This window comes from Ignavibacteria bacterium (genome assembly GCA_017302895.1).
Taxonomy (GTDB): domain Bacteria; phylum Bacteroidota; class Ignavibacteria; order Ignavibacteriales; family Ignavibacteriaceae; genus UTCHB3.
This window is the reverse complement of sequence record JAFLBV010000004.1, coordinates 51,906-73,048: the sequence shown is the minus strand read 5'-3', so window position 1 is coordinate 73,048 and position 21,143 is coordinate 51,906. Positions and strand designations below refer to the sequence as shown.

The 21,143-nt window shown below is 42.0% G+C and carries 12 protein-coding genes; 11 read left to right on the top strand and 1 reads right to left on the bottom strand.

Annotated features, from left to right (window positions below; translation table 11 throughout):
* Positions 1-164: 164 nt before the first annotated feature.
* The 8 genes from J0L60_14570 to J0L60_14535 all read left to right on the top strand — a co-directional run bounded on the left by J0L60_14570 (position 165) and on the right by J0L60_14535 (position 10,341).
* Positions 165-725, top strand: coding sequence for a methyltransferase domain-containing protein (locus J0L60_14570; GenBank protein MBN8547354.1), 561 nt, complete (start codon positions 165-167; stop codon positions 723-725).
* A 79-nt stretch (positions 726-804) separates the two neighbouring features.
* Positions 805-2,856 (top strand): excinuclease ABC subunit UvrB, encoded by a 2,052-nt coding sequence (gene uvrB / locus J0L60_14565; protein ID MBN8547353.1) that lies wholly within the window; start codon positions 805-807, stop codon positions 2,854-2,856.
* A 91-nt stretch (positions 2,857-2,947) separates the two neighbouring features.
* Complete coding sequence (thrA, locus tag J0L60_14560) at positions 2,948-5,350, top strand: bifunctional aspartate kinase/homoserine dehydrogenase I (GenBank protein ID MBN8547352.1); 2,403 nt, start codon at positions 2,948-2,950, stop codon at positions 5,348-5,350.
* A 1-nt stretch (position 5,351) separates the two neighbouring features.
* Positions 5,352-6,314 (top strand): homoserine kinase, encoded by a 963-nt coding sequence (locus J0L60_14555; protein ID MBN8547351.1) that lies wholly within the window; start codon positions 5,352-5,354, stop codon positions 6,312-6,314.
* Positions 6,311-7,600 carry a threonine synthase gene (gene thrC / locus J0L60_14550; protein ID MBN8547350.1) on the top strand — a complete coding sequence of 430 codons (1,290 nt, stop codon included), beginning with the start codon at positions 6,311-6,313 and terminating at the stop codon, positions 7,598-7,600. The genes J0L60_14555 and thrC overlap by 4 nt, the downstream gene beginning before the upstream one ends.
* 144 nt (positions 7,601-7,744) lie before the next feature.
* Positions 7,745-8,311, top strand: coding sequence for a YARHG domain-containing protein (locus tag J0L60_14545; GenBank protein MBN8547349.1), 567 nt, complete (start codon positions 7,745-7,747; stop codon positions 8,309-8,311).
* Complete coding sequence (locus J0L60_14540) at positions 8,301-9,497, top strand: beta-lactamase family protein (protein ID MBN8547348.1); 1,197 nt, start codon at positions 8,301-8,303, stop codon at positions 9,495-9,497. The genes J0L60_14545 and J0L60_14540 overlap by 11 nt, the downstream gene beginning before the upstream one ends.
* 1 nt (position 9,498) lies before the next feature.
* Positions 9,499-10,341 (top strand): M15 family metallopeptidase, encoded by an 843-nt coding sequence (locus J0L60_14535; GenBank protein ID MBN8547347.1) that lies wholly within the window; start codon positions 9,499-9,501, stop codon positions 10,339-10,341.
* Here the strand turns inward: J0L60_14535 and J0L60_14530 are convergent.
* Positions 10,328-11,437: a saccharopine dehydrogenase NADP-binding domain-containing protein gene (locus J0L60_14530; GenBank protein MBN8547346.1), complete on the bottom strand. Its 1,110-nt coding sequence runs from the start codon at positions 11,435-11,437 to the stop codon at positions 10,328-10,330. The genes J0L60_14535 and J0L60_14530 overlap by 14 nt on opposite strands.
* 278 nt (positions 11,438-11,715) lie before the next feature.
* Here J0L60_14530 and J0L60_14525 point away from each other — a divergent pair, with 278 nt between their 5' ends.
* The 3 genes from J0L60_14525 to J0L60_14515 all read left to right on the top strand — a co-directional run bounded on the left by J0L60_14525 (position 11,716) and on the right by J0L60_14515 (position 21,000).
* Positions 11,716-12,639, top strand: a complete 924-nt coding sequence (locus tag J0L60_14525) for a PD40 domain-containing protein (GenBank protein MBN8547345.1) — start codon at positions 11,716-11,718, stop codon at positions 12,637-12,639.
* A complete protein-coding gene (locus tag J0L60_14520; GenBank protein MBN8547344.1) occupies positions 12,636-15,101 on the top strand; it encodes an Ig-like domain-containing protein in 2,466 nt (821 codons plus the stop codon). Before J0L60_14525 ends, J0L60_14520 begins: the two co-directional genes overlap by 4 nt.
* A 142-nt stretch (positions 15,102-15,243) precedes the next feature.
* Positions 15,244-21,000: a PAS domain S-box protein gene (locus tag J0L60_14515; GenBank protein ID MBN8547343.1), complete on the top strand. Its 5,757-nt coding sequence runs from the start codon at positions 15,244-15,246 to the stop codon at positions 20,998-21,000.
* The last annotated feature ends 143 nt before the right edge of the window (positions 21,001-21,143 follow it).

The following is a 21,143-nucleotide window of genomic DNA, read 5'->3' as shown; positions in this document are numbered from 1 at the left end:
TTACCGATCTGCTACATGTGCTATCCGGGAGGAGTGTTGTTTTCCCTCAGTAATTAAATAACTATCAGGTGCTTAATTTGGTTCACCGGAGGGGTTACTACGATTATATTTTAATAACTATCCTTAAATCCTTAAATTGCCAAGTTAAATTTTAAGGATTTCTAATGAACAAACTCAATCTCGGTTGTGGAAAGGATATTCGTCCCGGGTATGTCAATCTCGATGTAGTTGACTACGGCGGTAACGATATTCATGACATAAATACATTTCCCTATCCCTTTCCCGAAAATTATTTCGACGAGATATATTGCTCCCACATTCTGGAACATATCGACAATTTTTACAAGGTAATAAATGAATTGTATCGCATCTCAAAACCGGATGCAACAATGATAGTCTATGCCCCTTTCTTTCTTAATACCAAATATTTTGGCGATCCCGACCATAAAATTCCATTTTCGATCAGGACATTTGACAACTATGAGTACATCGGCAACAGAAAACTGAAGTTCTATGAGAAGTGGAAGTTGAATCACCGCACGAACTATGAGGGGCAGGCACAGTTTGAGGTGATAGAAAAGAAATTCATCACATCCCATTTTGCAGCATTAAAATGGATGGATTTCTTTGTCAATATTGAACCCGTGATGTATGAAAGATTTTTCGGAGGAATTTTCTCTCCCGAGGAAGTTTATTTCAAGCTGCGGGTTGTAAAAGGAAAATAATCGCAATTCAGTCTCAGGGTTGCAAGTTCAAAAGCAACCCTTTACACAAAAACCATCATTAAAAACCAAGCACCAATAAATGCGACAAGCACCATTCAGACCATTTGATCTACAGGCTCATTATGAACCTGCCGGAGATCAGCCAAACGCCATAAAGGAACTCACCGCGGGAATCGAGAGGGGTGAGCAATATCAGACACTTCTCGGAGTGACGGGGAGTGGCAAGACCTTTACAATGGCAAATGTGATTGCCAAACATAATAAACCAACTTTGGTGATATCTCATAACAAAACCCTGGCAGCACAGCTTTATGGTGAATTGAAATCTTTTTTCCCGAACAATCCGGTGGAATTTTTCATCAGTTACTACGATTACTACCAGCCCGAAGCTTATGTAGTCAGCAGCGATACATTTATTGAAAAAGACTTTTCCATCAACGAAGAGATTGACCGGCTCAGACTGAAAGCCACAACTTCACTCATCGAGGGGAGGAACGATGTAATTATTGTGGCATCTGTTAGTTGCATCTATGGAATTGGTGCTCCACATGAATATGCCGAGCAGACCATCTTCCTGCACAAAGGGGATGTTGTGACGAAAAAAGCTCTGATGCGGAATCTTGTGAACATCTACTACTCGAGAAACGACATGGAGTTTATGCGAGGCACATTCAGAATGCGTGGTGATGTTCTCGAGATTATACCCGCATATGAGATTGAAGAAGCGCTTCGCATTGAATTTTGGGATGACGAGATCGAGAGAATTTCAGTTATCGAACCGATTACAGGGGATGTACTAAGGGAGATAGAAGAAACTGCCATTTATCCGGCAAAATATTTTGTAACAAATCCCGAAAAACAGAAACTCTCACTTGTACTTATCGAAGCGGAACTTGAGGAGAGGCTCGCCGACTTCAGGGAGCAGGAGAGATATCTCGAAGCACAGAGGCTTGAACAGCGGACACGATTCGATCTAGAAATGATCAAAGAGGTCGGCTACTGTGCCGGTATTGAAAACTATTCAAGGCATATGGACCTTCGCGAAAAGGGGACCAGACCCTACTGTCTGCTCGACTATTTCCCGGATGACTTCCTCATGATAATTGATGAATCGCATGTAACAGTGTCACAGATAAGAGGGATGTACAACGGCGACAGATCGCGGAAGGAAACTCTCGTGCATCACGGTTTTCGTCTCCCTTCCGCGCTTGACAACAGACCCATGCGCTTTGAGGAATTTGAAACCAAGATGAGAAAAGTAATTTTTGTTTCTGCTACCCCGGGTGATTTTGAACTTGAGAAGACCAACGGAAAATTTGTCGAACAGATCATCAGACCGACCGGACTGCTTGATCCTGAAATTCAGATCAGACCGGTAAAAACTCAAATTGATGACCTGATTTCAGAGATAAGAGTCAGAGTGCAAAAAGGGGAAAGAACACTTGTAACCACTCTGACGAAGAAGATGGCGGAAGACCTTTCCGACTATCTCTCGAAAATTGGTATTGCGGTAAGGTTTATTCACAGTGACATCGATGCACTTGAAAGAGTTGAGATACTTCGGGATCTTCGTCTCGGTGATTTTGATGTGCTTGTTGGTGTAAACCTCCTAAGAGAAGGACTCGATATGCCTGAAGTGTCGCTGGTTGCCATTATAGATGCTGACAAGGAAGGATTTCTGCGGAGTGCGAGATCCCTTATGCAGACGGCAGGCAGGACAGCCAGAAATGCGAACGGACTCGTTGTTATGTATGCGGACAAGATAACCGAATCGATGAGACTCGTAATTGAGGAAACCGAACGCCGTCGCAAAATACAGATGGATTATAACACAAAACACGGAATTACTCCGAAAACGATGTTCAAGAGCATCGAAGAGATTATGAGTTCGACTGCAATTGCAGACATGCGTAAAAAGGATTATGACCATTCGAGTTCACAATCACAGTTCTCAAAGGTTGCTGAACCCGTCCTGAAGTTCATGAGCATCGATGAACGAAAAGCGATGATAGAAGAACTTACGGTCGAGATGAGAAAAGCTGCAAAGGATCTCGAATTTGAAAGAGCTGCATTTCTGAGGGATGAGATCGAGAAACTGAAAAAATCGATTCCGGAGAGAATAGATAATTAGTTATGAGTTGTGAGTTATTAGTTATGAGTGTTTTGGATCAGGAGTGCGGGTTGTTGGGTAATAGTTTTTAATCAATTAAAAAAATGAGTTTATGAAGATAATGAAATTTGGCGGCTCTTCAGTAGGGAGCCCTGACAGAATAAAAAATGTAATTGAAATTGTAAGAGCAAAGCAGGATGAGAACATTGCAGGAGTGGTCTTCTCGGCTTATTCGGGGGTTACGGACAGTCTTATAAAAATTGCGAACCTGGCACTGTCGCGTGATAAAAGTTACATTTCTTTATTTGAGGAATTGAAACAAAAGCACATCGATTTTGCAAAGGAGCTCGTTCCTGAAGGGAAGGAACGGGACCTGCTGATTGAGGGACTTTCTATGAGGCTTACCGAGCTGAAGGAGATTCTCGATGGAATTTATCTAATCAAGGAATTAACACCAAAAACACTCGATTATGTGCAAAGTTTTGGTGAACTTCTTTCAGCTTATACTATCACCATAGCCTTTAAAAATTCCGGTATTGATGCTGAATTTCTCGATGCGAGAAAAGTGATCAAAACCGACAATAATTTTACAAGTGCTCAGGTTCTAAAGACCGAAACATATTACTACATCAAGGAAGAGTTTTCGAGGATCAACAAACTCAGGGTGATTACGGGGTTCATAGCCTCAACTCATGAAAACGAAACGACAACCCTTGGAAGGGGTGGCTCCGACTACACAGTAGCAATATTCGGAGCAGCTTTGGAAGTGGACGAGATTGAGATTTGGACTGATGTTGACGGAGTTCTTACTGCGGATCCAAGGAAAGTGACCGATTCTTTCATCGTGAATGAATTATCGTATGAAGAGGCAATGGAGCTTTCATATTTTGGTGCAAAAGTAATCTATGCACCTACAATTCAACCCGCGATGGATTTGGAAATCCCGGTCAGAATTAAAAACTCTTTTAATCCTGATCACCCGGGCTCCATAATAAAGAAGACTCCTGGAAAAAACACAAATGAGATTACGGGACTTGCAAGCATCGACAACATCGCGTTGCTTCGGGTTGAGGGAGGTGGCATGGTGGGTGTCACTGGAATTGCCGGAAGACTTTTCAGGACACTCGCACTGAACAGAATTAATGTGGTACTTATTACCCAGGCTTCATCAGAGCACTCCATTTGTGTGGCTGTCGAGCCTAAATCGGCATCAATTGCAGTAAAACATCTCGCTAAGGAGTTTGAAGAGGAGATCAGATCAGGGAAAATCTCCACCGTTGAGAAAGAGGAAGGTTTATCTGTAATTGCAGTCGTTGGCGGCAACATGCGTCATCGCCACGGAGTCAGCGGAAGGGTTTTCAAAACCCTCGGTAATCATAAAATAAATGTTCACGCTATTGCTCAGGGTTCATCGGAACTTAATATTTCGTTTGTCATCTCGACCACCGAACTGAAGGAAGCAATGAATGCTCTCCACAACGAGTTCTTCTTTAAGGGGAGAAAGGTTTGGAGCATATATGTCGCAGGACCTGGAAATGTCGGATCAAAATTTATCAACTTCCTTGCGCAAAAGAAGGACTTGAATGACAACATCGAGTTGAAAGGAATTATAAATTCAAAAAAGATGGTTTTTGCGGATAACCTGTTGACTTCTGAGGACATCCCTGGAGCATTAAACAGTTCTTCCACATCTTCGAACCAGAAAGAATTTTTAAACGCTGTTATCTGTGACCGAAATCCATTCAAGATTTTTGTGGACTGCTCTGCGAGTGCCAAGGTTATCGATTTTTACGCACCGCTTCTGAAAGAGGGTGTGAATATTGTGGCAGCCAACAAAATTGCAAATTCTTCATCCCTCGAGGACTGGTTTGAACTCAAAAATCTTGCAAAAGAGAGCAATGCGAGGTTTTTATACGAAACAAATGTTGGGGCAGCACTTCCTGTAATCCGGACAATGAAAGACCTGCTCGGTACGGGTGATGAGTTGATAAAAATAGAGGGAATCATGTCGGGTTCCGTCAACTATATTCTGACAGCCGTATGGAACGGGAAGGATTTTGCAACGGCGCTGAGTGAAGCAAAGGAGATGGGATTGACCGAGCCGGATCCTGTGATAGATCTTTCGGGTATGGATATTGCAAGAAAACTTTTAATTCTTGTCAGGGATGCCGGATTCAGGTATGAGTTGTCTGATATTGAAATCACCCCTCTCGCAAAACGAAATGCCAAGGATGAAGTGGAGTATCTTGATATCGACAAAATGGTCGGGGAAGCCCGTGCTGACGGAAACAAGATAAAGTTCATTGCCTCATTTTCGGAGGGAGAGCTTAAGGTTTACCCGAAAGTGTGTTCGTCCGATGACCCTTTGTTTGCAGTTGATGATGTGAAAAATGTTTTTATATTCTATACAAAGAGATACAACAAGTATCCGTTGGTTATAATGGGACCCGGGGCAGGAGTTGACATTACCGCTTCAGGTGTTCTCGATGATGTACTGAAAGTGATTGGATTTTGAGATGACAGATTCGACTTCTCTTAGGCTGGTCAGGAAATTTGCGAGGGCATTTGCACCAGCAACTGTGTCAAATGTAGGTCCCGGATTCGACCTGATAGGATTTCCTGTTTTTGGAATTGGAGATGAAGTTGAAGTGAAACCGAACGGAAAAGATGTCTCCCGGATAATTTCCATAGTTGGAAACGCCAGCCTTAGTATGGTACTTGAAGAAAATACCGCTGGTATGGCGATAAAAAGTTTTCTTGCTGAAAATGCACCCGGTGAAGGAGTGGACATCACTCTATTTAAGAACATGCCAATCGGAAGCGGGATGGGATCGAGTGCCGCGAGTGCTGCCGCGGGAGTTGCTGCTGCAAATGCGTTGCTGGAGACACCACTTCCTGCTGAAAAACTGATAAAATATGCTCTTGATGGTGAAATGGTTGCTTCGGGGACGCGACATGGTGACAATATAATTCCGTGCATCACAGGTGGATTCATTTTAATTACCGATACGGAGAAATTTGAATTTATTAAAATTGACCCTCCTGCCGGGCTTGTGGTATTGCTGATCCATCCGCATGTTGAGATTAAAACCAGTCATGCAAGGTCGATTCTTCCTGAAATGATGCCGGCAAAAAATGCGATTAAGCAGACATCTGCGGCTATGATGCTTGTTACAGGGCTATTAAAAAGTGATTATGGACTTATATCTGCGGCTTCGAAGGATTTTATTGCTGAACCGTACAGAGCGGGGATGATACCCGGTTATCATGACTTGAAGCGGGAAATTTTGGCAAATGGTGCGTGTGCCTTCAATATTTCGGGATCAGGTCCCACTTCGTTTGCATTTTTTGATGATGAGATCAAGGCTGAAAAATTAAGGCCGGTGATCACAGATTATTATGAAAAACTTAAAATTGAGGTGGATATTTTCATCTCAAAAGTAAATAACAATGGCGTCAAAGTTTTGGAGGTTCGATGAGATATATCAGTACCCGAAATCCGCAAACTCAATATAAATTCAGGGATGCACTCTATCTTGGGATGGCTCCGGACGGCGGGCTTTTCCTCCCTGAGAGTATTCCGCATCTTCTTGAAGAACCGGACGAATTAAAAGAACTTTCGCTGACGGAACTTGCTCACCATTTCCTGAATCCGTTTGTTACAGGGATAGGGGAGAGGGAGTTTACGCGTATTGTTGAGCGGACATTCAATTTCGATATTGAAATAAAACATGTCAGCGACAGAATTTGGGCTGCGGAACTGTTCCATGGACCCACACTCGCTTTTAAGGATTTTGGTGCGAGATTCCTTGCAAATGTGATGTCGTATTTCCTTCACGAAGAGGGGAAAAGATGCAAGATTCTTGTCGCCACTTCGGGTGATACCGGAAGTGCAGTTGCCAATGGTTTTCTTGGAATGGACTGTGTTGATGTGGTGCTTTTGTATCCTTCGGGAAAGGTAAGTTGGTCTCAGGAACAGCAACTCACTACTCTCGGGAAGAATGTTACCGCTTTGGAAGTTCAGGGAAATTTTGATGACTGCCAACGACTGGTAAAACAGGCATTTGCTGATGAGGAGTTGAGGAGCAGGGTAAATCTGTCATCTGCAAACTCCATCAGTATTGCAAGATTGTTGCCTCAGGCTGTTTACTATATTTATACATATCTCAATTTGTTTGAAAAACTTGATAACATTAATTTTGTTGTGCCGAGCGGGAATCTTGGTAACATCACCGCCGGTCTGATGACGAAATTCGCCGGTCTGCCCGTGAAGAAATTTTACGCTGCCCTGAACAACAATGATGTTTTTGCAAAGTATCTTGAGACGGGAGAGTTTGTTCCACAGCCGACAATTCAGACCCTGTCGAATGCCATGGATGTGGGAAACCCCAGCAATCTTGAAAGAATAACTTCGCTTTACCACGGTGATCTGACTGCAATGCGAAGAGACATTTCCGCAAAGAGTTATTCAAATGATGAGACATTCTCCATGATCGGGGCAACCTGGAACGAGTGCGGGTATCTGGCAGACCCCCATACCAGCGTGGGGTTGCTTTATGCAAGAGATCTGGGAGTTAAATTACCCAAAGATAATTTTGTTGTGATGTCCACTGCTCACCCTGCAAAATTTTATGGCGATGTCAGTAGTGCAACCGGTATCAATTTTGATATTCCCGAAAGACTTGAAGTCTGTCTGAAAAAGACGAAAGAAAGTGTTTTAATGGGAACTGAATATGATGAGTTTAAGGAGATATTGCTGAAGTAACCCGGTAGTCCGGTGACGATTTGATCCCGTTTACACTGAATTTTAAGAAAGATATTCTGATTTTTCGGAATTGGATATTTTTTTTCTATTTTAAGGATGTGGTTTTTTATATAACGGGAAGATCAAAAATAATTTTGAGGAGATATGTCACAATCAGGTCAAACACCGGTTCGAAAGAAAAAAAACAACCAGATGCAGATGATGGGTATTCTCATCGCAATCATAGTTGTGTTGACAGCAACAGTGCTCATAATCGTGTTGAGCAACTCACCCAATCAAAATAAACCGGGCACGGAAAATCAGTCAGCCGGGGATACACCAGGCAGTAAATCAGGAACTCAGACACCCGAAACAGTCTATGTTGAAAAAACGGACAAGAAGAATGGAGACGGGGATACTTATACCGGTACTCTGCCCGGTAAATACCCTGAAGTAAGTTTAAGAGAATTGACATTTGATGATATCAGAGGGAAGCATGTTTGGGAAGTGATATTAATGAGAAATGAAGTGTATGCACGATACGGTTACAAATTTAAATTGAGCTGGGAGTTGAAAGATCATTTCAACTCACAGCCATGGTACACACCAAGATATGATAATGTGGATCAGATGCTTACCCCCCTTGAAAAGAAGAATGTCAATTTTCTCGTTCTTCATACACCGAAATATGACATCAACAATATAAAGGGCAGCAACACTTATGTTCGTTAGAGGACATAAGAAGTTACCGAAGTGCAGTCCGGTAAGAATTCTGCTACTTTCACTGGTAATAATGTTATCGATTTGCGGTTGTTCTGAAAGCAAGGATCAGCAACAAATTCCTGATGCCGGTTCAAAGCCTGACAGCATACTCTCATCAACCGGAGAACCCAAATCATCGGAGCAATTTGATTCAGCGCTTGTTGAAGCTCTCTCGAAACTGGTGGATTCAGCTTCATTTTCAGGTGTGGTTACAGTCACTTCGAAAGACGGGAAGGTTTTCAGCCGTTCCTATGGTTACTCAAACTTTGGAGAGGGGATCAGGAACAGTGATTCAACCTTTTTCCAAATCGCTTCCCTGACAAAAATATTCACAGCAATTGGTGTGTATGACCTCGCCAAAAAAGGGAAACTGAAATATACCGATCCCCTCACAAAGCATTTGAAGTCAAGACTGCCGTACAACAATGTTCAAATAAAGCACCTTTTGAATCACACCAGTGGAATACCCGATTATTTTAGTCTCGCAGAAAAGTATTTTAAGGGTGCGGCGGGACCAAACAATCGTGAGATTTTTGGATTATACTCGACCAACTCCGTGAAATTAAAATTCACTCCGGGAAGCAATTTTGAATACTCAAACATCAATTATATTATCCTTTCTTCAATAATTGAGGATGTCTCGGGTATTTCTTTTGAGCGATATCTTCGGGATTCAATTTCTTTTATTCCCGATCGTGCACCTGTCTATTCTAAAAATGAATTGAAAGATTCTGCCAAACAGGTGGCTCTTGCTTATGCTTCAACCGGAAAGAAATATCAAATAGTCTCGGCCGGTGCAACAAGGATTCTCGACAACAGGAAGGGATCGGGTGGATTGTATTTCAGAGCCGGACAACTTCATCAGTGGCTATGCCGTCTTTTCTTCAAAAACGGCTATTATTCAGGGATATTGCTCGATGTCGGGCTGAATAAATCGCTGGATTCAAGAAACTACATTTTTGGATTTTACAAAGGAAAGATTGCCGGAAATGAGTATTTATACTGTTACGGAAAAAATCCGGGGATGAACTCTTTTTGCGCATATCTGCCAAAACAGGAAATTATAATAACAATATCAGGCAATCATGAATTTAACAGCCAAAATACAGGTGAAAAATTTGTTTCAACGATTATTTCAGCAAAGAAGAAACAGTAATTTGTTTAAGTGGTTAGTCGTATTCGGGTTTTTGTCCCTGTGTTGTCAGTCGGAAGTGAAGACCGAAACAAAACATGCTTCTTCAAAATCAGAAGTTGAGACCGGAGGAAAGAAACCACACCCTTTTGTGATTGCCTATCCTGAATTTATCGATTCAGTCTCCGCGAATACCATCTATTGGAAAGACGGTACGAAGATGCCGTTAAAAACCACATCTAAAAAAGAGATCGACCTCAAGAAAATAAGCGACAAGGAATTTGAAAAACTGCTCGCCACCTCTGATCCATTCATGATGCTGTCACCCGAATATCCATATTTGAAAGAAATTAAGGCACCCGGTAAAAATGAGGACCCGGGTAGATTCAGGAACACCGAATTTTTAAAGAAAGTCTATGGTGCCAATCAAAGTAAAGTCGGTAAAAATCTCGTTACCGTGAAATGGCTCAGGAAAAATGTTAACAAGTCTTTTCAGGTCAACAAGATGAACGGCGCTGCTGCATCACTTCAAAAAATTTCTGATGAACTGGACAAGCTGCCTAAAAAATTTATGAAGTATCTCGACAATCCTGCCGGTACTTTCATGTGGAGAAACATTGCCGGAACTGATAATCTGAGTGCCCACAGTTTTGCCATCGCAATTGACATCAATGTGAATCAGAGTCACTATTGGCGGGGTTATAAAAAAGAGAAAGACGGGCTTCTGAAGTTCAGAAATAACATCCCGATGGAGATTGTTGAAATTTTTGAAAAGCACGGATGGATATGGGGCGGCAGGTGGTACCATTTTGATACGATGCACTTTGAATACCGCCCCGAAATAATAGAATCCGCTAAGAGAAGGTGATGTTCCTTTCCTTCAGGTGGTTCAGGACATAGTCGAAGCAGGTATCTTTCATGCCGATGATTTCGGGTGGGAAACAACCTTTTTCGGTGAAGAGTCCATTCAGGAGCAATCCTGCACCGGCGGTACATGTGTATCCAGTGGTTCGAGACATTGATGAAACTCCCGTTTCGGGGTCATACCTGTCAAGAAGTGTCTGTACAATCTCAATTTCCTCACCCGCAATGGTTCTTTGGGACCGAAGCCGCATCACCGTAAATTCATGCTCTGCCGCACCAAGTTTCCAGTCCTTGAAAAGTAATTTCGAAGTAAAATCCCTTGGTTTCACCATCTTACCGTGAAATTCAATTTCATCCTCGGAGAGAAAACCGACATGTCGAAGAGCTTTTATCAGGTCGATATGTCCCGGGTAACGGAGTGTCATTTCACGCATGTCATCAACCGGAATTGTCTCGAGAATTGATCTAAGTCCGTCGGTATAGAACGCTTCGAGAGTACCAACACCGTCAAAATCCACCATTTCACTTCCGGAAAGAGCTTCACGGGTTACAATTCTGCCGCCTTCCTTCACACGGGCGGGACGGGTATACTCTTCAAGCACATCCACGGGTGAAAATGGTGCTTTGTACTGAAATGGATATTTCCTTTCTGCCGGTAAACCTCCAACCATGCACTCGAGGAATTTCACTCCTCCTTTGGCATACTGGTTTCCGAACCATAGATTGCTGAGTCCCGGTGCCACTCCAAAATCGACGATAGCGGTTACTCCTTTATCTTTGGCGAGTTTATCCAATGGTGAATAATTCTCAGGAAAAAAGGAGATGTCGACGATATTTTTCCCCTCATTTATCACGGTTTCCACAGTTTTATAACCCATAAAGCCGGGGACGGCACCGACAACAATGTCTGCATTTTTGATCAGAGCACAAAGGTTTTTCGCATCTGAAAGGTCAGCAGCAATGGTATTTATTCCATATTGAGCGAGAAGAAAGAGATTGCCTTCATCGAGATCGACAGAGGTGACCGTATATGATTTTGCGAGGTCGCGGGCAATTGCGCGGCCGACCATACCGGCCCCCAGAACTGTAATTTGCTTCATAATCATCCGGAGTTTTTGAGTAAAAAAATAATCAATATTACAAAAATATAAGAAAGACGGGTAGCTTTTTTTTAATAAATGCTTATATTTGAATAATATTTTTCAAAAGTTTGTTGACTTGTTCTTCCCCTGACAAGTCAACCTTAATGACGATCCCCGGCTACCCCCCATTGCCGGGGTTTTTTTATGCCCTGTCATAATTTCATGACCTGACTGTTCCCTCTGTTTTATCTATTTTACATGAGTAAAAAAAATCTTTTAATTAAAGGAAACATATAGTGAGATCAATTACAGTTATGCTTCTTTTGTTTTGTGCGGTTTCAGTGACAGAAGCCCAGAAAACTGAGAAAGTTGTATCTATGGCGAACAAAATTCTTGTTGCTCCTCAGGAATCACCCGATGGTAAAACCCTTGCATTTACGCAGGAAGGTTACAACGGGATTTTTCTGATGAACGGCAACAGGGAAATTAAAGAATTAACGACTGACAATGCTTCCGGATTCGGTTTCCGGTGGCTAAATGATAATACAGGAATTGTAGCCCGCAGTGCCAGATTTATTGACATACGCCGCGAAAACAGCGTGGTGATCTACAGTCTGAAGGGCGAAAATACACTCCAATTGAGCGAATTTTCAGGAAGGATGACGGTAATGCCCTCTGTTTCCACCGGCGGGGAAATCTGTTTTGTGGAAAATGGCACCTTGAAAAGTTACAATCCTGTAGCGAAAAGCTCTTCTCTTTCAGCACCAAAAGGAATTGCCGCATTTATTGAGAATGATAAAATATCAGTTGTTTCGGCTGGTTCCGCAAAAAGAGTTATTGAACCGGTAAAAGGTCAAAGGTGCATTAATGCAACACTTTCACCTGACGGCAGCAGGATTGCATTTGAAATTCTTGGCGGGAATCTTTATCTGATTAATTCAGATGGTTCAGGACTTATTGATCTTGGAAGGGGCTACCGAGCTTCATGGTCACCCGATTCAAGATACATTTCTTTTATGTTATCCGAAGATGACGGACACTTTATAACGGGCTCGGAATTGTATATCGTAAAGGCTGACGGTTCAGGTAAAAAGATGATCACAAACTCCACCGATAAAATTGAGATGAATCCTTCGTTCAGTTCCGATGGCAAATCAATTTATTTCGACAATGCCACTGACGGAGCGATCTATAAAATGGAAGTGGAGGCATACAAATGAAAAAGACGATTTTAATTTTTACAATTTTATTGTCCTCCATGGCATGGTCACAGATCACGGGACTTTCCGGTTGGAACATTGTTCTCGATCCCGGACACAGTCAGCAGGAAAACATGGGGATATACAACTATCCTGAAGCGATGAAAAATCTCTATGTTGCAAAGCATTTAAGGGCTTTCCTTTTGGATTCTACCGATATTGATACAGTTTACATGACCAGAACGGACAGCCTTCAACTCGTTGGTTTGTCGCAAAGGTCTGATTATGCCAACTCAATCGGGGCTGCATGGTTCCACTCAATCCACAGTGATGCGGGTGCTGCAAGCAGTAACACAACTTTGTTGTTGTGGGGACAGTATGCCAGTGGTTTGGAGAAGATCCCCAACGGTGGCAAGGCGATGAGTGACATTATGATTGGAAATTTGACCAAGGGAATGAGGACTGGCACCAGCAGAGGATCTATCGGTGACTGCTCATTCTATGGCTGTACCAGCGGTGGTCCATATCTCTCCGTAAACAGATTGACCAACATGCCTTCCGAATTGAGTGAAGCGGGATTCCATACAAATCCTATGCAAAACACGCTCAATATGAATTATGAATGGAAGAGGCTTGAGGCAAAGACATTCTGGTGGTCGATAATCAAATTCAAAGGTGCAAACCGTCCCTATCCCGGCATTGTGGCAGGGAAAATTTTGGATCAGGAGAGCGGCCTGCCGATTAATGGTGCTACTGTAACCGTTGATGGCAGAACCTACAAAACCGACAGTTATCAGTCGCTTTTCTATAAATACACGACAGATTCCACCCTTCTGCGGAATGGATTTTACTATTTCGAAAGAGTTCCGGGCGGGAACCAGCAGATAACTGTAAGCGCTCCCGGATACGAAACCTATGTTGGAACTGTCGCTATGTCCGATACTTTCTTTACATTCAAAGATGTACAACTGGGCAACATTACTCCTCCATATATTGCAGAAAACATACCTGCACAGGGAGATTCCATCTATCCGGGACTGAAAAACATTCAGATTACCTTCAGCAGACCAATGGATGTTGCTTCTGTGAATGCCGCCATTTCCTTCAATCCACCCGTTGCCGGAACGACGAATACATGGAGTAATTCCGACAGAACGATAAGCATCACCACTACCGGCATGGCTTACAATACCCAATATACCATGACGATTCAACCAACTGCGAAGGACAAGTATAACCATCCTCTCGACGGTGATGGAAACGGTACAGGCGGCGATTCGTATGTTTTGACATTCAAGACAAGGGTGCTTGATCAGATTCCACCTGTGATTCTTAATCACTATCCTGCTGCAAGCACTGAAGTAAAAGAGTTGAGACCTGTAATAAATATATCTTTTAACGAACCGCTAAAAACCTCTTCTCTCAGCGGAAAGATTTCGTTCGTAAACACTACGACGAGTGCAAATGTACAGACCTACACTAGGTATTATCCCGGAAGTGATGTCTCTGCAATAAACATTTTCACCAGGGAAGATCTTGTGGTGAATCAGCAGGTTAAACTGAGAATTGAAGCCGGTGTTGAGGACATGAGCGGAAATCCAACAACGCAGGCTCACGAATTCTTTTTTACCCGTGGAAATTATGCTCCTCCGACAGTTACAGCCATTGATGCTTTTGAATCCGGCATAGCAAACTGGTGGGTACCACAACAGTCAGGCACAACCACCGGTATCCTTACTGATACCACTAACATCTATTCTGATGGAGTGATAATTAATCACGGTTCATCCAGTGCGAAATCGATGAAACTTACCTACGGCTGGGATGTGAATGCAAATGAGTGGTTGATAAGAGAATATTTTGGAGCCACTTCGCCGACTTTTGGTGTAAATGATTATTACCTCGAGACTTATCTTTTCGGAGACGGAAGTGGAAACAAATTCAGATTCTGTGTGAATGACGCCGGAACGGGTGGACACGAAGTCGGGAAATGGATTACTGTTGACTGGTTCGGATGGAAACTTGTAAGGTGGGATCTTGGAAGGGATACTGTCGGAAGCTGGATCGGCAACGGTCAGCTTGAGGCACCTCTCAGTTTCGACAGTTATCAGATTACAAGAACACCGGGAAGCAAGATCATTGGTACTTTGTATTTTGATGATCTGCAATACGCCAGGTATATCCCTGTGGGAATTGAGCCCGAATCAGGCGGTATGCCTGCTGAATATGGTCTGGCACAAAATTATCCAAATCCTTTCAATCCGGGAACTGTTATAAAGTTCAGCCTTCCTTCAAAAAGTACAGTAACACTTGATGTATATTCAGTGCTTGGTGAAAAGGTCGCTTCGCTTGTTAATGGCGAAATGGATGGAGGGACTTACAACTACAGATTTGATGCGACAGACCTGCCGGGTGGAGTCTATATATACAGGCTTTCCACCGGTTTCGGTGTAATCAGCAGGAAGATGTTGCTGTTGAAGTAACTTTCGTATAACAACCTTCATCATTTGCTCAAAATGATGAAATTGATTAAATATAATTAAATACTCTGGCATTTTGTCAGAGTATTTTTTTATATTTTTGTAAACAATATGTATTTTTTAATATGTAAATCCAAGTTGATTTATGAAATCACGAATTAAAACGAAAATCCTGCTCTTAATCCTCATACCTGTAATTATCTTGTCAATAATAAGTGGATTTATAACCAACAGGGTGACTGTAGAGAATGAGGTGCTCAACTCTGACAAGTTTATGGCGGTTTATTCCGCACAATTTGCGGAGAAGATAAACACTCATTTGCTGAGTATTGAGATGATCGTTAAAGACGGGGCAGATTTCGTTTCAATGTCTGACTTTGTAACGGATGAAGAGGCATTCAACTACTTAACAAAAAACCTTGAGAAAAGTAAATTATTGTTGGGCTCACGCTTCGCATTTGAGCCGGAGTATTCCAAGGGGAAACATCGCCTGTTATCCGTTTCAAAAATAGACGGAAAACCTTTCAAATCAGATTTGTCTAATCTCATTGATTATACAGATACTTCCGAGACCTGGTACCAAAATGTAAAGAAATATAATCAATCCTTTTGGGAGAAGCCGTTTGTAGACCGGGAAACAAAAATACTGGCTTCCCGTTTTTCGGCTCCCATTATTAGAGATGGCAAATTCATTGGTGTGGCGAGTGCCAGAATTGATCTAACAGGCTTCAAGTCCATCCTTGACACCTCATTTTACAAATCCGTTAATTTTATTGTCGTCTCCGGAGATGGTACTTTTATTTACCATCCTTCAAAAAAACGCATCATGAAGGATAACATTCTTACCATTAGCGGGAGCAGTATCAACCCGGAAGATCAGCATGCCGAGGGCAAGTCGATGATTAGAGGTTTAACGGGGAAGGCGGTTCTTCGGAATAATGATAAACCCGGTGAAAATTTACTCGGATATTACCATCCGATTAAACAGACCGGGTGGAGTGTAAGTATATCAGTTGATGAACAGGAACTGTTGGCACATGTGAAGACGGGAACTTACATTTCGATGCTGATTTCAGCATCCACGATATTGATAATGTTCCTTTTGTTGTTCTGGCTTTCAGATAGAATTGCAAAACCGATAAGAACACTGACTGATAAAGTAAATCTTATTGCTGGGGGTGGAAAGCGGGAGCAAATTGAAGTAACCTCAAATGATGAAATAGGCGTTCTGACTGAGTCTTTTAACCTTATGTCCTCCGAGATAGAAAAAAGGGAGACAGAATTAAAGGAATTGACCCACAGATTCAAGTTTGCTTTTCAGGCAACCAATGATGGTATCTTTGACTGGTTTATTAAATCGGGTGAGCTATACTTTAGTGACAGATTTTTTGAGATCTTTGGTTACAGTCCGGGTGAATTTACTCCTTCAGTTGAAAAATGGCTTTCAATGAATCATCCATCTACAGTGGAGGACTCGTCAAAGGCTGTTTATGAGGCGCTTGCGAATAATTCATCATATGAAACTGAATTTCTCGGAATTAAAAAGAATGGAGAAACTTTCTGGGTACTTGCCCGAGGCATCGTTGTCGAAACTGATGAGGATGGAAAAGCAACAAGAGTTGTAGGGACTAACTCCGATATAACCGCCAGGAAAAACGCCGAATTTCAAATCCAGGAATTAAATAAAAACCTTGAAAGCAAAGTTGAAGAGAAAACAAAATCACTCGAAGAAACTTTGCAGAAGATGAGCTCCCTCAATTCAAGACTGGCTTCCCAAAATCTCGCCTTAAATTTGTCAGCTATCGTTTCCCACTCGGATATCAAAGGAAATATTACAAAAGTTAATGACCAGTTTTGTCTTGTCTCCAAATACTCTGAAGAAGAGGTCATAGGCATGAATCATCGAGTTCTTAACTCAGGTTATCATTCGAAAGAATTCTTTGCGGAAATGTGGGAGACAATACAAAACGGAAATGTCTGGCGTGGACAGGTTCGGAACAAAGCAAAAGACGGTTCATTCTTTTGGGTTGATTCAGTGATTGCCCCTGTCATGGGCGATGACGGAACTCCTGTTGAATACCTGTCAATCCGTTTTGATATTACCCAACAAAAATTGATTGAAGAAGCAGTTAAAGCAGCGGAGGAAAAAAGCAGAAATATTTTACAATCTGTGACCAACGGTATTTTTGGAACCGACAGGGACGGTTATATAACCTTCGTAAATCACTCGATGGAAACAATGCTGGGCTTTGCTCCTGATGAGCTTATCGGACAGAAATCGCATCCGGTTTTCCATCATCATCATGCGGACGGGAGTGAGTATCCGTTAGATACCTGCCCGATGTATCACGCGTTGTCGGAGGGGAAAACAAGTATCGTGGATAATGAAGTCTTATGGAGAAAAGACGGCAGTTCGTTCCCTGTGGAATACTCGGCGACACCCATCATGAACGGGGACGAGATTATTGGTTCTGTAATAGCCTTCACTGATATAACTGAAAGAAAGGCAATTGAAAACAGACTTCGGATAATTCAATACAGTGTTGATAATGCAGCTATAGGAATATTTTGGATAGACCCCGTTAGTGCCCGTCTCATAGATGTGAATAAAACCATTCTGTTGAAAACAGGCTATTCAAAAGAAGAGATAGCTTCATTAACAATTCCTGAAATCGATAAAAGTTTCTCCATGGAAAAATGGACCGGTCTTGTGGAAAAATTAAAAACCGGAGAAGTAGTCTCCTTTGAATCCGGTATATGGACAAAGGACGATTTCAGAATACCTGTGGAAGTTAATGTCCGCTACCTTGAGTTTGAAGGACAGGGGATAGTCATTGCTTTTGCACCCGATATTACAGAGCGGAAGCTTGCCGAAAATCAAATTCTTGAAGCCCGGGCAAATTTAAACCTTGCTCTCGAAGCAGCCAAGATGGGCACATGGAAATATTATCCTGCTGAAAACAGACTCGAAGCTGACAAAAACACGATCAAATTATACGGTTTGGATGATGTTGAGCTTGATGGCTCCATGGGGCAGTGGTTTACCTTTGTGCATCCTGACGACATTCCCGGTATTGCATCCGTTATGGAACAAACCATCAAAAATCAAATTAGTGACTATCGAACTAATTTTAGAATTGTAAAACCGGATCAAGAGGTCAGGTATATCATGTCAATCGGGAAATTCTCTTACAATGAGAATGGTGAACCTGCGATATCCACCGGGCTTATTTGGGACATCACAGATATTAAAAAGATTGAAAATGAATTGTCGATGGCGAAGGAATCAGCGGACGCAATTGTCGAATCTTCGCCTGTACCGATGGCTGTTACTGATCCTGCAACGGGTGAGATAATTAAAGTAAATAATGCCATGGCTGAATTTAACCTGATGTCGACCGAAGAGCTTAAATTCAAAAAATCAGTAGATATCTATTCTGATGTTGAAGCTCAGCGTCCCATAATTTTTCAAAAACTCAAGGAAAAGGGCAGAGTAGAGAATTACGAGATACTTTTAAGACGGATTGGGACCGGTGAAAACAGATGGTGTTTGCTCTCACTTTACCCGATTTTCTATCTTGGAAAAAGTTCTTTCCTCATCTCCTTGATTGATGTCAATGATTTGAAAGAGATTCAAACACAACTGGCTATGGCGAAGGAAGAGGCCGAAGCGGCAACTGTTGCGAAAAGTCAGTTTCTTGCGACCATGTCACATGAAATTCGCACACCTATGAACGCGATTATCGGGCTTTCTCATCTCGCGCTTAAAACCAGTCTGGACAATAAACAACTCGATTATTTATTAAAAATCGAGCGGTCGGCCATAGCTTTGCTTGGCATCATAAATGATATTTTGGACTTTTCCAAAATTGAAGCCGGAAGACTTACCATCGAAAAAACTGAATTTGACCTTGAGCATGTGCTGGAAACAGTCTCCAACCTCGTATCTGAAAAAGCACAGGAAAAAGGTTTGGAGTTTGCCATACGAATTGCCAATGATGTTCCACTTAATCTTATCGGTGATCCTCTCAGAGTAAGTCAAATCGTCACCAATTTTTGCAGCAATTCAGTGAAATTTACCGAGTCCGGTGATATTGTGGTGACAGTTGATGTTGAGAAAAGAGAGGGGAAAAACATAAAATTGCGGTTTGCTGTCAGCGATACAGGTATCGGTCTCTCTTCCGAACAACTCGGCAAAATGTTTCAGTCGTTCAGTCAAGCGGACAGTTCAACAACCCGTAAATATGGCGGTACAGGTTTGGGATTGGCAATCTGTAAAAAACTTGCCGAACTGATGGACGGTACTACCTGGGTGGAAAGCGAGTATGGCAAAGGCAGTACATTCTACTTTAATGCTGTTCTTCAGGTACAGGAAGAGCAAAAGCGTGATGAATATATCCCGGCAATTGATCTGCGCGGTCTTAAAGTGTTGGTCTGTGACGACAATGAAACTGCAAGAAATATCCTCCGAGAAGCCCTTGAAGCATTTTCATTCAAAGTGACCTTGGTTGATTCCGGACAACATGCGATTGAATTAATTGATCAGGAAATCGAACATCCATTCGAACTTGTACTGATGGACTGGAAAATGCCAAAGATGGACGGGTTGGAAACATCAAAAATAATCGCACAACATAAAAAGAACAATGTTCCTACCATTATTATGGTAACCGCTTTCGGTCGCGAGGAGATTGCAGAAAAAGCGAAGGAAATTGGGATAAAAGCCTTCCTTACCAAACCCGTCTCTTATTCAGCCCTGTTTGACACTATCATGGAGGTATTCGGTAAAGAAGCCAGGACCAAGCATGCCGGTACAGGTAAAGGTATGAAGCATGTAAAGGAACTGGAGAAAATTAAAGGAGCGAGAATCCTTCTTACTGAAGATAATGAAATAAATCAGCAGGTTGCCTCCGAATTACTTGAAGGTGCCGGATTTATTGTTGAAATAGCCAACAATGGTAGAGAGTCATTTGAAAAGGTTAAAGTCTCAGGAACCCCTTCCGGGTATGATATAGTTCTTATGGATTTACAGATGCCGGTTATGGATGGTTATACTGCCACCAGATCCATCCGGGAAATGAAAGAATATGATGATCTTCCAATAGTTGCCATGACAGCCGATGCAATGATAGGAATAAAAGAAAAATGCTTCTCGGCAGGAATGCAGGACTTTGTTACCAAACCAATAGATCCTGATGAAGTATTCGGAGCACTCGTCAAATGGATTAAACCGGGTGAAAGGGAGGTTGTTGAAGCAAGGGTTGTGACAGTAGACCGCTCAAATCCAGTTGAATTACCGTCTTTTTCAAATATTGATGTGATTGATGGATTGCGCCGTGTGGGTGGGAATCAGAAATTGTATCTAAGTCTGATTGATAAATTCTATTCCAAAAATCAGGACTTGGTAAACGAAATAAAAGAGGCAATAAGTCAAAATGATCAGGAGAAGGCGGTCCGTATTGCTCATACTGTAAAAGGAGTTGCGGGAAATCTCGGTGCGAATAAACTGAATAGAGCCGCAGCATTTGTGGAAGCTGAGTTAAAGAAGTCACTCGAAGTTGATACTGATGTTCTTTTATCAGAGTTCGGTGATGAATTATCATTGATAATTGAAGAAATAAGGCTGTGGAAAGAGTTATCAAAACCCGCTGAGAATGAGCTGATTGTTGCAGATGAGGGTCAGTTGGATAAAGAGAAATTTAAATCTTTAATATCCGAATTAATACAATTAGTCGAGGATAACGACTTTGCCGCATCCAACAAACTCGAAGAAATTTTAAGTCTTTCAGGTATCTCAGTGTTTAAGGAAGATTTAAACAAGGTTTCAGTATCGTTAAAAGATTATGAGTTTGATGAGGCGCTTGAACTTTTGGCAAATATTTCAGCAAAAAACATACTTTGAATTTGAATTCAAGTTTAGGAATTGTTAAATTAATTTCCATAATTAACAAAATATGATACACCGAATTTTATTTGATTCCAACAAAAAGATTCTAATGTCTAAGCTTTCAGGCAGAAAAGCCGGTTGCTGTCAGGAAAAAACAC

What these genes read in the sequence shown, in the direction of transcription:
- uvrB (MBN8547353.1), top strand. Translation starts at nt 805, where the DNA reads ATGCGACAAGCACCATTCAGACCATTTGATCTACAGGCTCATTATGAA.
- J0L60_14515 (MBN8547343.1), top strand. Translation starts at nt 15,244, where the DNA reads ATGAAATCACGAATTAAAACGAAAATCCTGCTCTTAATCCTCATACCT.
- J0L60_14520 (MBN8547344.1), top strand. Translation starts at nt 12,636, where the DNA reads ATGAAAAAGACGATTTTAATTTTTACAATTTTATTGTCCTCCATGGCA.
- J0L60_14555 (MBN8547351.1), top strand. Translation starts at nt 5,352, where the DNA reads ATGACAGATTCGACTTCTCTTAGGCTGGTCAGGAAATTTGCGAGGGCA.
- J0L60_14540 (MBN8547348.1), top strand. Translation starts at nt 8,301, where the DNA reads ATGTTCGTTAGAGGACATAAGAAGTTACCGAAGTGCAGTCCGGTAAGA.
- thrA (MBN8547352.1), top strand. Translation starts at nt 2,948, where the DNA reads ATGAAGATAATGAAATTTGGCGGCTCTTCAGTAGGGAGCCCTGACAGA.
- J0L60_14570 (MBN8547354.1), top strand. Translation starts at nt 165, where the DNA reads ATGAACAAACTCAATCTCGGTTGTGGAAAGGATATTCGTCCCGGGTAT.
- J0L60_14545 (MBN8547349.1), top strand. Translation starts at nt 7,745, where the DNA reads ATGTCACAATCAGGTCAAACACCGGTTCGAAAGAAAAAAAACAACCAG.
- J0L60_14530 (MBN8547346.1), bottom strand. Translation starts at nt 11,437, where the DNA reads ATGAAGCAAATTACAGTTCTGGGGGCCGGTATGGTCGGCCGCGCAATT.
- thrC (MBN8547350.1), top strand. Translation starts at nt 6,311, where the DNA reads ATGAGATATATCAGTACCCGAAATCCGCAAACTCAATATAAATTCAGG.